Annotated in this window: 14 protein-coding genes; 6 read left to right on the top strand and 8 right to left on the bottom strand. The window is 51.7% G+C overall.

The window, feature by feature from the left end; genetic code table 11:
- Position 1: 1 nt before the first annotated feature.
- From MKMG_RS04080 to MKMG_RS04055, 6 genes are all read right to left on the bottom strand, one after another.
- Entirely contained in the window at positions 2 to 1,243 is a 1,242-nt protein-coding gene (locus MKMG_RS04080; protein WP_165075924.1) for a methanogenesis marker 15 protein, read from the bottom strand.
- Positions 1,236 to 1,691 carry a methanogenesis marker 5 protein gene (locus tag MKMG_RS04075; protein WP_165075922.1) on the bottom strand — a complete coding sequence of 152 codons (456 nt, stop codon included), beginning with the start codon at positions 1,689 to 1,691 and terminating at the stop codon, positions 1,236 to 1,238. The genes MKMG_RS04080 and MKMG_RS04075 overlap by 8 nt, the downstream gene beginning before the upstream one ends.
- 4 nt (positions 1,692 to 1,695) lie before the next feature.
- Positions 1,696 to 2,163 (bottom strand): methanogenesis marker 6 protein, encoded by a 468-nt coding sequence (locus tag MKMG_RS04070; protein ID WP_165075920.1) that lies wholly within the window; start codon positions 2,161 to 2,163, stop codon positions 1,696 to 1,698.
- Positions 2,160 to 3,716, bottom strand: a complete 1,557-nt coding sequence (locus MKMG_RS04065; protein ID WP_165075918.1) for a methanogenesis marker 3 protein — start codon at positions 3,714 to 3,716, stop codon at positions 2,160 to 2,162. Before MKMG_RS04065 ends, MKMG_RS04070 begins: the two co-directional genes overlap by 4 nt.
- 16 nt (positions 3,717 to 3,732) lie before the next feature.
- Entirely contained in the window at positions 3,733 to 5,337 is a 1,605-nt protein-coding gene (atwA, locus tag MKMG_RS04060) for a methyl coenzyme M reductase system, component A2 (protein ID WP_165075916.1), read from the bottom strand.
- A gap of 74 nt (positions 5,338 to 5,411) precedes the next feature.
- Positions 5,412 to 6,221 (bottom strand): HAD family hydrolase, encoded by an 810-nt coding sequence (locus MKMG_RS04055; protein ID WP_165075914.1) that lies wholly within the window; start codon positions 6,219 to 6,221, stop codon positions 5,412 to 5,414.
- Positions 6,222 to 6,283: 62 nt separating this feature from the next.
- Between MKMG_RS04055 and MKMG_RS04050 the strand changes: the two genes are divergently transcribed.
- The 3 genes from MKMG_RS04050 to dapF all read left to right on the top strand — a co-directional run bounded on the left by MKMG_RS04050 (position 6,284) and on the right by dapF (position 9,431).
- Entirely contained in the window at positions 6,284 to 7,243 is a 960-nt protein-coding gene (locus MKMG_RS04050; protein WP_165075980.1) for a ribose 1,5-bisphosphate isomerase, read from the top strand.
- A gap of 5 nt (positions 7,244 to 7,248) precedes the next feature.
- Positions 7,249 to 8,448 (top strand): RuBisCO large subunit C-terminal-like domain-containing protein, encoded by a 1,200-nt coding sequence (locus tag MKMG_RS04045; protein ID WP_165075912.1) that lies wholly within the window; start codon positions 7,249 to 7,251, stop codon positions 8,446 to 8,448.
- Between the two features lie 161 nt (positions 8,449 to 8,609).
- Positions 8,610 to 9,431 (top strand): diaminopimelate epimerase, encoded by an 822-nt coding sequence (gene dapF, locus MKMG_RS04040; protein WP_165075978.1) that lies wholly within the window; start codon positions 8,610 to 8,612, stop codon positions 9,429 to 9,431.
- On the opposite strand, the gene radB is transcribed toward dapF, so the two are convergent.
- Positions 9,418 to 10,095 (bottom strand): DNA repair and recombination protein RadB, encoded by a 678-nt coding sequence (gene radB, locus MKMG_RS04035; RefSeq protein WP_165075910.1) that lies wholly within the window; start codon positions 10,093 to 10,095, stop codon positions 9,418 to 9,420. The two genes, dapF and radB, sit on opposite strands and share 14 nt — an antisense overlap.
- On the bottom strand, positions 10,095 to 11,285 hold the full coding sequence (gene larC, locus MKMG_RS04030; protein WP_165075908.1) for a nickel pincer cofactor biosynthesis protein LarC: 1,191 nt from the start codon (positions 11,283 to 11,285) through the stop codon (positions 10,095 to 10,097). Before larC ends, radB begins: the two co-directional genes overlap by 1 nt.
- Before the next feature lie 53 nt (positions 11,286 to 11,338).
- Between larC and MKMG_RS04025 the strand changes: the two genes are divergently transcribed.
- The 3 genes from MKMG_RS04025 to MKMG_RS04015 all read left to right on the top strand — a co-directional run.
- Complete coding sequence (locus MKMG_RS04025) at positions 11,339 to 13,885, top strand: CDC48 family AAA ATPase (RefSeq protein ID WP_165075906.1); 2,547 nt, start codon at positions 11,339 to 11,341, stop codon at positions 13,883 to 13,885.
- A 76-nt stretch (positions 13,886 to 13,961) separates the two neighbouring features.
- Positions 13,962 to 15,485, top strand: coding sequence for a class I adenylate-forming enzyme family protein (locus MKMG_RS04020; RefSeq protein WP_165075903.1), 1,524 nt, complete (start codon positions 13,962 to 13,964; stop codon positions 15,483 to 15,485).
- A gap of 81 nt (positions 15,486 to 15,566) precedes the next feature.
- A partial coding sequence (locus tag MKMG_RS04015) for a hypothetical protein (RefSeq protein WP_165075901.1) occupies positions 15,567 to 15,999 on the top strand: 433 nt, incomplete at its 3' end.

Below are 15,999 nucleotides of genomic sequence, written 5' to 3'. Positions count from 1 at the left end.
GTCACTTCTCCTCAATAAACCCGGATGCAAGGAGGGCTGACCCGACAGCTCCGATATACTGTGAATGGTGCGGCACAAGAATTTCGGTCTGGAGCAGGTCTCCCATCTCATGAACCAGTCCCTCAATGAGTGACGTACCTCCGACCATGATCACCGGTTCTTTAATGTCGACTTCCTGAAGCTGCTGCTCAAATACCTGTTCTGCCACACTCCGGCACGCCGCTGCGGCCACGTCTTCTCTTGAGCTCCCTTCTGCCAGTGCATTGACGAGACTCTGGGTACCAAAGACGATACAGTAACTGTTCATGGGCACTGTCTTTGAGATCCCTTTCATCGCGATCGGGCCGAGTTCGGTGATGTCTACACCGATTCTTTTGGCAGTCATCTCAAGGAACCGTCCCGACGCACCGGCACAGATGCCGCCCATGGTAAACGTGCCGGGGATGCCATCCTGGACTGAAATTGCCTTGTTGTCCATTCCACCGATGTCAATCACCGTTGCCTCCCCATGCTGCCGGTCAGCCAGGTATACAGCACCTTTTGAATTGACGGTCAGCTCTTCCTGAATCAGATCGGCTCCCAGTTTTTCCCCTACCAGGTACCTACCGTATCCAGTGGTGCCAAACGCCTCAATGTCAGCCATTTCGAGACCTGCTTCCTTCAGGGCGGCTTCAATGGCACCATTGGCACTGTTCAGAACTTCAGTGGTGGGCAACCAGCCGGTGCCGATGATCTCATTGTCCCGCATGATGACAGCTTTCGTTGTCGCAGACCCGGAATCAACCCCCATTGTCGTTCCTTTCTGTTCCTCACGTGCGAGAAGCGCCCTTCTCCGTGCGATGGTGGTGAGGGCCTCCATCCGTGTGAGGAGTGTCCCTGAGGTGGTGCGTTCGGTAAAGGAATAACTCACAACCGGGAGGTCAGAGTGTTCATGGATATAGTGACGCAGTTCATTGCGGACAATGGCCGCCTCCGCACAGCGGAAACAGGTGGCAATAAATACTGCATCTGCCTCAACTTTCCCTTCAACCAGGGCCATCGCACGGCCTATGGCGAGTTTAAGGTCACCTGAACGTGCTTCAAGCCCGAATGCATCATAGGAACGGCGGATATCGGTGAGCGTCACATCCGGAAAGAACATCTCGGCATTGACTGCTGCAGCCGCATCATAAATTTCCTTTTGTACACCACTGTGCTCGGGCCCGCAGGAGAGCTGTGCAATGCGAACCGGCTGATCAGTCATCGCTCTCACCTCCAAGTCCTGCCAGGAATTCTTTTATCTGGCTTACAAATGCGAACCCTTCATCATCCGTTTCCGGGTATTTAATGTCGAGTACAGGCAGTCCTTTCCGCTGACGTATCATGAACATTACCAGTTCATTCGTGCGGGCGCATCCCATGCACCCGAAGGAGAGATCTGCATCATTGATGATAATCGCCGCATCGGCTTCTTCAATCAGCGGCCCGTATAGGGCCATCCGTCCCCTGACCCCGCAGGGTACCTCAACAGCGGCATATTTCAGACCCTTCTTCGGGTCCTCCGGTGTCATCTGGAGAGGCGGTGAGTCAAGGCTTGCAGTCTGAATCCGTTCCCGGATACCGGTTGCTGCCCCCAGTGCCTCATGGCCCCATCTCTCAACCATATCTGAGAGAATAAGGCTTGTTGCAGGAAAAATAAACACTTTTGCCATTCTGTTATGCCTCCTCGTTTCTGATGATCTCAAGTAATCTGTTCGGGGGTAATTTCCCTTCATCCAGTCTCTTCTTCCCCAACCGCGTGACTGTTGGTGCTGTATTCTTTTCCAGTTCTTCAAGGCCGTGTGAGATGTAGCGGAAGAGTCCGCTCTCAAATTCATGGCCATAATACCCGGGTCGTGCACCACCCAGGTTTGCCCGGCACCGGCGTGGGTCTCCGGGAAGAAACCCACGGTCTTTGACAAAAATATGGGCCGGGTCAACCGTGCGCAGCTCTGTGATGAGTTTTTTAACTTTTTCCGGAACACCTGTTACCTGTAGTCCGAAACAGGTCTCTTTGATCATCAGTCCATCTGATATCTCATACGCCCGTATCAACAGTGTCTGCGGCGTGGTGTCTGGTGAATCAATGAAGACATATTTGGTTATCGTACCCACGTACGTAGGAATATACTCACTCTCTTTCATCGGGTCACCTCCCTGATATAGACAATACTTCCTTCTTTCAGGGTCGACAGTTTCTCCGGTTCACAGACACGCCCGATGATATTTGTGCCTTCAAAGGGCTCTGACGTTGGGCCGAATTCAGTATTTTCAGTGGTTCTGCATCCGATGAGGCCCGCACTCTTCCGGGAGTCATTGGTGATGGCAATCATATTCGCAGGCACACTTCCTTCCGGTGTATTTTCTTTGTTGATATTAGTGCCTTTTTTCATTCCCGGCTGGAATAATGAAACGTCATCAAAATGGATGAGAAGCGGCATCTCACCGATTTCATGCCACCTGAGACCGGTTACTGAACGGAATATATATGTGCTCAGTGGTGCTTCGGCATCAAAGAGTTCAACATAGATGACCTGAGAGATCGGAATTGTCGTGACAGATACCTTCTTTTCCGCTAAAATTTCCAGAGTGGTCTCCGGTGTCTGTAAAATGATCACCCGATCTCCTGTGTCATCATCGGAATTCAGGGTGATACCCCGGTTTTCTGCAAAGGCTTTCGCATCAGAGAGTGCCATGCCACGGATATCAAACTGTGCCGGTTCCACATTAAAGAGAAATGTTTCACCGGCGCCTGCAATGTGCGCAAGTTCGATGCCATGTTCCACACTGCCTACTGCAGTATGGTTTGGGCTCCCGGCGATATCATCGGTATAGATATATGCTGAACCCCGGTTTCTTCCACTGACCCGGATGGTTACCGTGCCTTCAAACCGGGAGTGTGGTTCACCCTCGTAGAAGACCTCACTCTCACGCATGCGATCATCGCGTATGTGGGTGCTTGCGTCCAGTGAAACGTGGTATCGTCCGGTTCTGTAGGTCAGGAGCAGGTGTTCGACACTCTGTGCCCATGTGGTGTCTACTTCTCCTTCCCGGTATCCTGCAGCACGTGCCCGGACATAGGTGATGATGTTCATGCCCTCTTCAAGCAGGAGATCCCGCCTGGTGGTGGCAAAGGCATTTGATGCGTCCGCACTCTGGACTATTCGTTCCATAAACGTGATTGCATCTGTTGGTTTCCAGTCCTCCAGAACCGACATGCCCGAAACAACTCTGCCAATAATGGCCCCCCCTGTTGCTGCGCCGTGGTCGGCGATGTGGGGTGCCTTTGAGAAGAGCAGGAATGACTGTTCCGGGTCATATCCGCCGCAACCGAGGATCACATCACCGCGGGCATAGTGATGGGGGGATCGTTCCGGAACGATATCTGTGGGAAACGGGCCAAATGCTGCTGCCTGTCGGTCAGCCCATTTTAAGATCAGTATCTCTGGATGTGTACCGGCATCAGGGGCACCCGCGGAGATTTTATCCTGTAAAACAGAAGGCAGCACACCGGTCAGTTCGATGACTACCTCTCCTGCGGTTGTTGTAACACGAATATTGCGTGTGGCTGCAGATGTGGTGTCCGCCGGGCGGATCACTGCAACACTGCATTCCGGGGGGTGTCCGGGAATAATATCCCCGAGCATTACTCCTTCCGGTACCTCCAGCCTCTCGCCATCGAGGCGGATCTTTGTCATTTGTATACTACTCCACTTAGACGTTTGTCATAATTTGCCGCTCTTTATCTGAGAGTTCCTGGAGCACCTCAGCGGTCGGTCCGATCTTTACGATCTTTCCGCCTCTCATGAGAATACATCTGTCACAGATGTCGCGTACAAAATCCATGTCGTGGGAGACTACAATAAATGTTTCGTCTGTTTCTTCACGGGCCGTCACAATCGAGTGCTTGACATCAATTTTGGTGATTGGGTCCATGGTTCCGGTTGGTTCATCCAGAATGACGATTCTTGGTTCCTTGATGAGAACCTGGGCAAGGGCAACACGGTGTTTTTCTCCTTCGGAAAGCTGATCCGGACGGCGGTTGAGAATCCCATTTGCCTTCTCTTCTGTGAATCCGGCCATCTTCAGAGTGATGATTGCCTTGCGCATGGCAAGTTCCTTAGGAAATTCGAGACCGATGGAATCGGTCAGATTGTCAAGAATATTCCGGTGAGGGTAGAGATCATATTCCTGGTGGAGAAGGCCGAGGTATTTTTTTGCACGGCCACGCTGTTCAATACCGGGCTTTGTCATGTCGATGTATTCATCACCGATACGGATGTTCATCTCGCCGCCTGTCGGTTCGATAATGCCTGCAATCATCTTTGAAAGGGTAGTCTTCCCGGCACCGGATGTTCCGATAATGCCGAAGATTTCTCGTTCAGACACGTTAAACGAGACTCCGTCAACGGCCTTGATCATACCCCTGTCAACAGAGATATATCGTTTGGATATATCCCGTGCCCGGAGAACCTGTTCTCCAAGTTCCGTCGCTTTGTATTCGCTATCTTCATGGGCATTTTCCATGAAGATATCTATGACATGGGCGGGTTCACCGATGGCCTTTATCTCTCCTTCTTCCAACAGCATCGCACGGTTGCAGATATCAACGATAACTTCAGGGAAGTGAGATGAAACAACCATTGCCATATTATTGTTTATGGCAGAACTGTGCAGCATGTCATGGACAACGGATGCAATACGGGGGTCGAGCGTTCCTGTCGGTTCATCAGCACAGAGGAGAAATGGATTCTTGGCCAGCTGACGGGCAAGCACAACACGCTGTTTCTCTCCGCCTGAGAGATCACGTGCAATGTGCATCATCCGGTGGGACAGGCGCACTTCATCCAGCAGATCTGCAGCGCGGTTGACTGCCTTTTCACCCGGATATCCGATATCGGAGAGTGCATGAAGAACATTCTCAATGACGCGGTCATCACCATACAGGGCAAACGTCCGCTGGAACATGATGGCAGTCCTGACCATAACACTGCGTTTCTTCTGTTCATTTTCATCTGCCCATAAATCGACATCGTCGGCGATCATCTCCCCGCCACACTTTGCGCATGCACTGCCCTCTTTGCTTCTGAGGTCAACGTATCCACATTTGCTGCAGGCCGATATATGGTAGATAATTCTGCCCGTTGTCGGCGGCGTATCCACACCACGGATGAGATGCATCAGCACCGTCTTCCCGGCACCGCTTCGCCCGATGATACCGAGTATCTCACCCTCTGCTAATTGAAAATTGATATTTTTGAGGACGACATTTCCATCGAATTCTATGGAAAGGTCTTCAACTGTTAGTAGAGGCACCATAATTTCCGTTCACAGTATCATTTTTCGGTGGTTTAAACGTTATTATTCTATCATAATATTGCGCATAGGAGTAATTAATTCTGGAGCCTGTCAACAATATCCACCACTTCATGCACGGAGGTAATGGTGAAGTCTGCAGCCTTCAGCAGTGGTTCCGGTTTATCTGTGTTCTGCTGAAGTGAAAGAATTGCAAAATCTGCCTTCTTCATGGCCCGCAGATCATTAATTCCGTCACCGACCATCACAACCGTGTCATACTGGCGTTTCAAATCCTCAACCACCTGTTCTTTTATGGCAGGAGTGGCTACACCATGGGTATTGTCCTGCGGCACGCCGAGATAATCTGCCATCTTCATCAGTTTTTTAGTCCGGTCCCCGGAAGCGATGTATGTCCCGATACCCATCGCCTGCAGGTTCTGGATTGTCTCACGTGCACGTGAAAAGGGGCGACCTCCTGCGGTTATAACAAATTCTATGCCACCGAGATTTCCATTGAGCATCACACCTGAGTTAAGTGCGACCACGGTCTCTTTTTTGCATGCACCCCAGACGGTCCGGATACATCCCTGCAGATCACCGATTGTTGCACGGGAATCGTTGTAGAGGAGATCACGGATATAATCGGCAGTGACTGCCTTGCAGGTACATGATATGCCGAAATCGATGTTGTTCTCCTGCAGATACCCGGAAAGCAGGCGTGAAGGGTCTTCATCGATAATATCACGGGAATGAACATAGAGCAGAATTAGTGCGCGTTCCTTACAGGAGGCGGTAAGCGTGATGGTCTCCACATTATTCTGGACTGTGTCGTTGATGACATCTTTCAGCACACGATACGTACGCAGGAGAGTGCCTGCACTGTCAAAGACAACCGCCGTTGTCATCTGTGTTCACCAGCAAACAGTCGCATTAATACTGATTGGTGTAATTGAAGTAAATGAATACGATGGTTCTCACACAGACTGCTGAAGATATATCCTCAATGCGGATACGTGGTGCCGGGCGCATTGCCCGCACGGCTGCCGCTGCCCTTCAGGAGCATGGGGCATCACTTGACTCTGAAACGCTCGCATCATTTACCTGTGAAATGGAAAAAGCAGCAGATATTCTCTGCGGGACACGTCCGACTGCTGTCTCTCTGCCGAATGCCGTCCGCTACGTAATGCAGGGCGTGCGGAAAGCAGCCACACTTGAAGAGGCACAGCATGCACTAAATGACCGTGCTGCAGCATTTATCCGTGAGTCTTTGGCTGCCGTGGAAAAGATTGCGGAGATCGCTGCACGGCAGATTCCGGACGACGCTGTCATTATGACGCACTGTAACTCTGAGGCGGCCATTGCCTGTATCATCCGTGCGCATGAACAGGGCAAAGTGCGCGAGGTATATGCAACGGAGGTGCGCCCGCGCAATCAGGGATATATTACTATACAGATGCTCTCTGATGCAGGTATTCCGGTGAACTTTATTGTTGATTCTGCCGCGCGGATGTTTATGCCGAAGGTTGATCTGGTGATAACCGGGACGGATGCCGTCACCGCAAACGGGGCGGTCGTGAACAAAATCGGGACGTCACAGATCGCACTCTGTGCACATGAAGCCCGAAAACCGTTTATCGTTGCTGCTGAGACCTATAAATTTGCGCCACGCACGATTCTTGGTGAACGTATACCCATTGAATGGCGTCCGCCTGAAGAGGTGACCGGAAGTGAGAGGCAGCTGCCTCCAAATGTCACGGTGAAAAATCCTGCATTTGACGTAACACCACCTGCCTATGTGGATCTCATCGTAACGGAGATTGGTGCATTTGCCCCGTCGTATGCCCCGTTTGTCATCCGTGACCATCTTGGGTGGGATATTTGTGAATTCCAAAAGGACTATACATTCACTCACCATTATGGGGAATGAGAGAGATGGAAGACGTCATTGCGCATTATTATTTCCGTCCTGACACAAGGACGACCCCGCAAGAGGCTGCACAGGCAATTGCGGAGGAAGAGACAACCGGTACCTGGACTGCCATTACCACCCGGCAGGATTATGTGAGGCGGCTTGACGGCATTGTGGAGAGCGTGGAAGAGTCAGGCCGCGGGTATATCACTGCGATCCGGTATCCGGCTGAGATATTTGAACCCGGCAACGTGCCCCAGTATCTTTCAGTGGTGGCAGGCAATCTGTTTGGACTGGGAAGACTTGAGGCAGTACGCCTGACTGACATTGAATTTCCGGAATCCCTTGTCCGGTTTAATGGTCCGAATTTTGGGATTGAGGGGGTCAGGCACCTTCTTGGAACCCGTAACCGGCCGCATGTGGGAACCATCATTAAGCCAAAGGTGGGTCTTACTCCTGCTGATACTGCCCTTGTTGCCTATGAGGCAGCATCCGGCGGTGTTGATTTTATCAAGGACGACGAAACACTCACCAACCAGGCATTCTGCCCGATGACAGAGCGTGTTGAGGCAGTGATGGCACGCCTTGATGAGGCAAAGGATGAGACAGGGCGGCATGTTCTCTATGCAGTCAATATATCAGATCGTGCAGACAGGATCGTTGAACGGGCAGAGGAGGCACTTGAGAGGGGGGCAAACACCCTCATGGTTGATGTCATCACCTGCGGCTATGCGGCACTGGAAGTTCTTGCAGAGGAACCGGGAATCTCTGTTCCCATTCATGTGCACCGGACCATGCACGCAGCGATGACACGAAATCCTGAACATGGCATTGCGATGCGTCCGATTGCACGTCTGGTGAGAATGATGGGCGGAGACCAGCTGCACACCGGAACGGTGAGCGGAAAGATGGGGCATAACACTGAAGAGCTGATTCTGGATAACCGTGCACTGACTGACCCCTGGCACGGGTTCCGGCCGGTCTTCCCGGTGGCAAGCGGAGGTCTGCATCCCGGAAAAGTGCATGCAGAGCTGGAAACACTTGGAACAGAGATCGTGCTGCAGGCAGGCGGAGGCATTCACGGCCACCCGGACGGTACCGCCGCAGGTGCCCGTGCAATGCGCCAGGCGGTGGATGCCTTCCTTGAAGGGGTCTCGGCTGCTGAATATGCAACAGATCACGTCGAACTTGAGCGTGCCCTGAAACTCTGGGGCACATCTTAATCCTGTTTTTTCCATATTTCTGATCGATGGGAATTTTACCCCCCGGTAACATACAGGATGAATATGTACTTCTCTCTGTGTCCATGCTGCGGCTGTCCCCCTCCTGTAGTGGGTTTTGCAGCACCGGGGCAAAGATGAGAATATCAGGAGACAGAAATATTATGGAAATTCCGTTTGTCAAATTACAGGGTAATGGTAATGATTTTGTGCTTATCGATGAGATGGGCGGATCTGTAATCCCCGATGAAATGAAGGGAGAATTCGCCCGTTTATATTGCGACAGGCGCTTTGGTATCGGTGCCGACGGAATTATTTTTATGTCCCCCTCTGAGTCCTGTGACGTACGGATGTGTCTCTTCCAGCCGGATGAGAGTGAAGCGGAGATGTGTGGGAATGGCATCCGCTGCCTTGCCAAATATGCATATGATTCTGATTACACAGGGGAAGAGTGCACAGTTGAGACACAGGCAGGGGTAATGGCGGTTACCATGGCCTACAATGATGCGGGTGAATTTACCGCAACGATCGATATGGGTCCTGCAAAATTCACCTCAGCCGAAATTCCTGCGACAGGAGAGGGTGAATTCAGTATGGACTACGATGGGTTCACCGTCTATGCTGCAAATACGGGTGTTCCGCATGCGGTTGTCTTTGTTGATGATGTGGCAGCAGTCAATATCAATGAAGTGGCACCCGGTATCCGTTCACACCCGGTATTTCCGGAGGGTGCAAATGTAAACTTTGTCCAGTGTAACACTACAGACAGCATCACGATACGCACATTTGAACGTGGTGTGGAGGCTGAAACCTATTCGTGCGGCACCGGTTCAACGGCAGCCGCAGCCGTGGCCCACCATCTCGGAAAGGTGCCGGCAACAGTTCATGTGCAGACACGGGGCGGGCCGCTGACTATTAAAATAAACGAAACGGTAACGATGGAAGGGCCGGCAGTTACGGTATTTGGCGGCATTATTCCTCTCTGAATCCTTTTTCTTCAATTGTAAATGTTATTTCAGTTCCTTCAGGGCGTGACCGGTGTTTTTCGAGTATTGCACGCCGTTTTGTATCGTTGCGTTCAAAGCGTACAATAATCTTGGACATGTGATGCATGCTGGTACCACCAAGGCCACGGAGATTGTCAGTGTTTATATCGGTGAATACCTGATTTGTGACAATCACAGGGATATCATACCGTCTTGCATACCCAAGGAGCATGATGAGTTCACGTGCCAGTCGTTTCTGTGGTTCTCCTGAGGGGCCATTTTCGGTTCGGTAGAGTGCGGTTGCAGAATCCAGAACAATAAGGCCAATGCCCGCCCTGTCAGCAAGCAGGCGTGCGCATTCTGCAACCGCATGGTCCTGTCCGGTAAAGTCTGCGGGTTCATACAGGATGAGACGTTCGGCAAGTGATTCGGCCTCCTCTTCTCCGGCAAGCTGGCAGAACCGGTCAATAGAGAACCCCTCGGTATCGATGTAGATTACATCCTGTCCATTGCGCATGGTAGCAATTGACGCCGCCATTGCAGCAGTGCTCTTTCCTGAGGCAGGTTCTCCGTAAAACTGAACAATAATGCGAGTCTCAAGACCGCCGCCTATCAGACGGTCCAGGCAGGGGATGCCCGTACTCTTCTGTATCAGTTTCACCATTATCCGTCTTCACCCCTGAGTTCTCTCCAGCGTATCTCTTCAGCACGGCGCGTAACTTCACGCAGTGGCACATCTGCGGCTTCTGCTGCCTGTCGTGCCACTTCATACTCGGCCTTGCATGACACTGGCTCCGTTTCAATCCAGCCGGTCTTTATGGGTATGGTAACGGTTTTTGATCCGAGAACTATTTTGACAGGCTCCACAGATCTTGTGATGACACTCCGGTGGACAGACGGGATACACCGGACGCCGAGTGTACCCAGTTCTTCTGCCATAATACGGGTGAGGTTTCCTGACAGTGCATGGGTGCATATAACCCGGATCAGAATACCGGGGCGTCCTTTCTTCATGATGAGCGGTATTGCAGATGCGTCCCGTGCACCGGCATCCATCAGACGCCCGATGGTGTAGGCAATGACCTCTCCGGTCGTGTCATCCACGTTTGTCTCAAGGATGTCAATGGTGTCTGCTTCTTTTTCGGTTCCGGATTCGCAGACTGATGCCCGGAATACATTTGGCATGTGTGACGGGTTGCGTGTGCCGGCTCCATACCCCACGGCTGTGACATGCCCGGTGTCTGCGTTTATTTCATCCCTGCCGGTTGCCATGAATTCAGCAAGAAGTGCTGCCCCGGTCGGGGTGCATAGTTCGCGTTCTTCATTGGTATACCGGATGGGGAGTTGCCCTTTTCTGAGGATGGCAAGGGTGGCCGGGGCCGGGAGCGGGTAGATGCCATGGGCGCTCTTTATTGTTCCTGTCCCGAGAGCGACCGCTGCAGTCCTGACAACGTCGGGTGAAAGAGAGAGGAATGCCGTGCATGCACCGATGACATCTGCGATGGCGTCGTCAGCCCCCACTTCGTGGAAATGGGTATGAGCGCCGTGTATCTCTTCTTCTGCATCCCTGATGCGGGTAAATACCCTCACGGCCATCTCCTTTGCTGCGCAGGGAGCATCGGCACCTGAGGCAGTGTCACATACTTCACGGAATGAACGCGATGCAGGCCCCGCATGTGTCTCAATTTTCAGTGCCCGGATGCCACATCTATCAACCAATGTAAATGAAGGGGGGGCAACGATCGATGCCATTGCACGGGTGACTGCATCCCTGTCGGCGCCGCATTCAAGCAGCGCACCTGTCACCATATCACCGGCTGCGCCGGAAAATGGGTCAAAACAGAGCACTCTCATAGATACAATACATATACCCCGAGAGGGTATATGAAGGTAGGTGACCATTGGCTATGTTACTGAATGTTGAGAGTGCATATCCTGAGGACCGGGGCCTTGGGCGATGCCGACTGGACCCTGCGACGATGAACGCCCTGAGACTTGTCCCGGGAGATCTTGTATGGCTTACCGGGTCACGCACGACGGTGGCAAAAGTATGGCGAATGCTTGCTGATGACTGGGATCAGGAAAATGTGAAAATAGATAATTTCACCCGTTCGAATGCCGGTGTAAGCAGCGGGGATAAAATAGAGGTGGTGAAGGTGGAGACAGAAACCAATGCGTCCCGTATCATTCTTGCACCGCCGGAAGACCTGTCAAATCAGCCTCCTATTAATTTCAACCAGGCAATGCTGCGCCTGCTTGGCTATCCTGTGACAAAAGGGGATACTGTCCCTGTACTTGCCGGTCTTCCATTTATGCAGCAGCAGCTCATTCCCTTCAGGCTTGTGACGGTTGAACCGGAGGATGCTGTCATCATCACCAAGGATACCATCATTGAGTTCTCAGATAAATCTGCTTCAGGAATTGATGGATTCGGAGATATCAGTTATGAGGATGTCGGGGGCCTGAAAAATGAGCTGAAGAATGTCAGGGAGACCATTGAACTGCCCATGCGCCACCCGGAACTGTTCCGGAAACTTGGTATTGAACCGCCGAAGGGTGTGCTCCTCTACGGCCCTCCCGGCACGGGAAAGACACTCATTGCAAAGGCTGTTGCAAACGAGAGCGGGGCACATTTCATCTCAATTGCTGGTCCCGAAGTTCTCTCAAAATATTATGGTGAAACCGAACAGCGTCTCCGTGAGATCTTTGAAGAGGCGGATTCCAATGCACCATCTGTTATCTTCATAGATGAACTGGATTCCATTGCTCCGCGCCGTGAGGATGTGACTGGTGAAGTCGAACGCCGGATGGTTGCTCAGCTTCTCACCATGATGGACGGTCTGGAGGAACGGGGACAGGTGCTTGTGATCGGAGCAACGAACCGTCTTGAGGCCATCGACCCGGCACTCCGCCGGCCGGGAAGGTTTGACAGGGAAATTGAGATTGGCGTTCCCGATGAGACCGGACGCCTTGAGATCCTGAAGATTCACACATGCGGCATGCCACTTGAAGGAGAAGTGCGCAGGATATCTCTGGAGGAGACTCTTGATGCAGCTCCTGATGAATCCCGGGAAGAAGCAGAAAACCGGTATAAACTTGCGGTTGAAGAGATCGAGAGTCAACGGGAACGTCTTCTGCAGAACCTTGCTTCCCGCACCCATGGGTTTGTAGGTGCTGATGTGCAGTCACTTGCGAGAGAGGCGGCAATGCGTGCACTCAGGCGTTATCTGCCTGAAATTGACCTGGAAAATGATGAAATATCTCTGGAACTTCTGAAAAAGATGGAGGTGACATCACGTGACTTTGCCGACGCACTCCGGGAAGTCAGCCCCAGTGCAATGCGTGAGGTGCTCATAGAAGTGCCGCATGTGACCTGGCATGACATCGGGGGTGCAGAACGTGAAATCGAAGAGGTGCGTGAAGCAGTTGAATATCCACTCACGAGACCGGACAGGTTCCTGAACCTGGGCATTGACCCTCCGAATGGTGTGCTTCTGTATGGCCCGCCTGGCACGGGAAAAACCCTCATTGCAAAGGCGGTGGCACATGAAAGCGGAGCGAATTTTATTCCGGTCCGCGGGCCACAGCTGCTTTCAAAGTGGGTCGGTGAGAGTGAACGTGCGGTCCGCGAGATCTTCCGGAGGGCACGTCAGGTGGCTCCTTCCATCATCTTTTTTGATGAACTGGATGCCATTGCACCTGCACGATCCGGTCAGGACAGCCATGTGATTGAGAGTGTTGTCAACCAGATCCTGACAGAATTTGATGGCCTGGAGGATATGACAGGGGTTGTGGTGATGGGGGCGACCAACCGGCCCGATATCATTGATCCAGCCCTGATGCGTGCCGGCAGGTTTGATCGTCTTGTTGCAGTGCATGAACCGGATGCAAAAGGCCGTCTCCAGATCCTTTCCATACACTCCCGGAGCATCCCGATTGAAAACTCAGCATTAGAGGCCTTGGTAACCGGGACTGCATCCTATGATGAAGGTGGTATTGAGGTGCTCTTTGGCACTGCTGCTGAAGCATACCGAAAGGAGAAAGATGATATGGTGAAAGTGACTGCAGATGACATACTGGCAACCGAAATTGCTGATACCAATGTCAGTGACGAAATCCTTTCAACCGGAAGGAGGCGGCGTGCAGTGGCCCGCATGATAGAGGAGCACAGAATTCAGCTTGAAGATCCTGAACGGGACTCGCTGCTCCGGGAAATTGCCGGGAAGGCACAAAACTATGTGGGTTCTGATCTGGACCTGCTCTGCCGTGAGGCTGCGATGTTTGCGATGCGGGATGGTGCCGCAGCAGTAGGTCTGCAGCACTTTGAGAAGGCGCTTCTGAAAGTCCGTCCGATGATGAATGAGCGTGTGCGCGAACAGTATGATCGTATCCAGCAGTATTTCAAGGGTGGTCTTCCCCAGCAGATGCAGGTACATCTGCCTGAATACCAGTAATTTTTTTTTAAAAAACATAATGATTATCCTCTGATGTATACAATAATACACCGAAGATCATCTGAGGTTTTAGTGAATGCCGAACTGTACCACATTTCTTGATGTCAATGCCCGTTTGGGAGACAAACCTGCCCTTATTCACCCTGTATCAGGGGCTGAATACAGCTTTTGTGCTCTCCTAAAACAGGTATGCAGACTCTCATCATGTCTTATCTCCCGTGGAATTGCTGCTGGTGACCGGGTAGGAATTTACCTTTCACCCTCGCCTGAGTATCTCTTCTGGTACTTTGCAATCTGGCGGATGGGTGGTGTTGCAGTTCCACTCAATAATGTCCTCCGGACAGATGAAGTTGCCATGTTGCTGGAAGATTCCGGCGCTGTCTGCATTGTTACCGATTCATCAGGAAATGCAGAGATTGAAACGTACGTCTCTACCGGCCGGATTACAGCCGATGTGGTAATAACAGACACTCCATCATTTGAGGAGGAATGTCTCTCAGTTCCGTTTATTACCCGTGCCCGTAATTGCAGACCAGATGATCTCTGTCAGCTTCAGTATACGTCCGGCACCACAGGAAAACAGAAGGGGGCCATGCTCACCCACGGAAACTGGATGGCAGCGATGGATAATGAACGCGAAGTCCTCAGGTATCGTGAAGATGATGTATACCTGGGCATCTATCCGATGGCCCATGTCGGTGTCTCCTGGGGTATTTCAGCACTGCGGGCCGGTGCCACCTGGGTGATTATGGATCGTTTCTCCCTTGATGAGTATATCCACCTCACGGAGACGTATCAGGCCACAGTTATTGCAGGTATGCCGCCTGTCATCCATTCTCTTCTGCGGACCCCACCGGGAACAGAGCAACGAATGCAGTCAGTACGGGAGATGATCAGCGGTGGCGGGCCCCTCCACCCCAGTATATGGAAGGAGTTTTTCTCGCGGTTTAAAATTCCGGTTGTCAATGCATACGGCCTTTCTGAGACCATCGTAGTGGGCACCGGGACTGCCATCCGCCCTGAGGACTATGAGTATGCAGATGAGTTCAGAAGTGTTGGTATGCCGATTGGGTTTACAGAAGTGAAGATTGTCAACACTGAGGATTCGGCTACTGAGTGCGACACCGGAGAGATTGGTGAGATTGCGCTGAGAGGGCCTGCGGTTGCATCCGGGTACTGGGGGATGGAAGAAGAGACGCGTTCAGTCTTCCTTTCGGACGGGTGGTTTTTAACGGGAGATATCGGGTATCTCTCAGAAGAGGGGATGCTCGCTATAACAGACAGGAAGAAGGACATGATCGTGATGTCGGGTTGGAAAATATATCCAACTGAGGTCGAGAAGGTGCTTATTGAGCATCCATCGGTTGATGATGTGGCCGTCTTTGGGGTGCCGGACATTCACCGGGGTGAAATTCCATATGCAGCAGTGGCACTTCTGCCCGGTGCATCTCTCTCCCTGTCCGGTCTGCAGGAATATGCCCGTGAGCGCCTGGCAGGATACAAAGTGCCGCGAAAGATGGTTATTGTTGATGAGCTCCCCCGGGTTGGAGGATGGAAACTGCTGCGTCGGGAACTTCGTGAGACATATGGGCCTGAATGACATTTATCATTTCATCGTGAAATAAAAGAATGCAGGTATATGGCATAGTTTAAATAATTCTGCCCCTCAACATTTTTGCAAATGCCTGTGGATATTGAAGAGGTTGAAATCACTGGTCATAAAAAGATATCAACAGGTATCATTGGTCTGGATTATCAATTGGGGGGGGGGTTTCCTGAGGGTTCTATTATAGTCATTCAGGGATCCCCTGTTTCGGGAATTGAAAAGATTGCCGAACAGTTCTGGAAAGCAGATGTTGAGACAACCGGTGGCGATGACAGCTGGTATCTTATTTCAGACAGCAGTCCGTCTGTCGGTATGACGCCGGTGACCCCGGATGAGATGGGTGATGCCCTCTCAGAGATGCCCGGGAAACGGTATGTGGTTGATTCACTCTCCAGTGTTATACGCAATGGCGGTGTTGATACAGCAATTTCAATTATTAAGAATAATGGGGGGATGATCACACAGGACGGGGGGACGATCCTGTTTTTGCTATATGATGATGTACATC

Origin of the sequence: Methanogenium sp. MK-MG (genome assembly GCF_009914725.1) — an archaeon.
In the GTDB taxonomy this organism is placed as follows: Archaea; Halobacteriota; Methanomicrobia; order Methanomicrobiales; family Methanomicrobiaceae; genus Methanogenium.
Note: the sequence above shows the minus strand (reverse complement) of the source record. Positions and strands in the feature narration are given on the sequence as shown.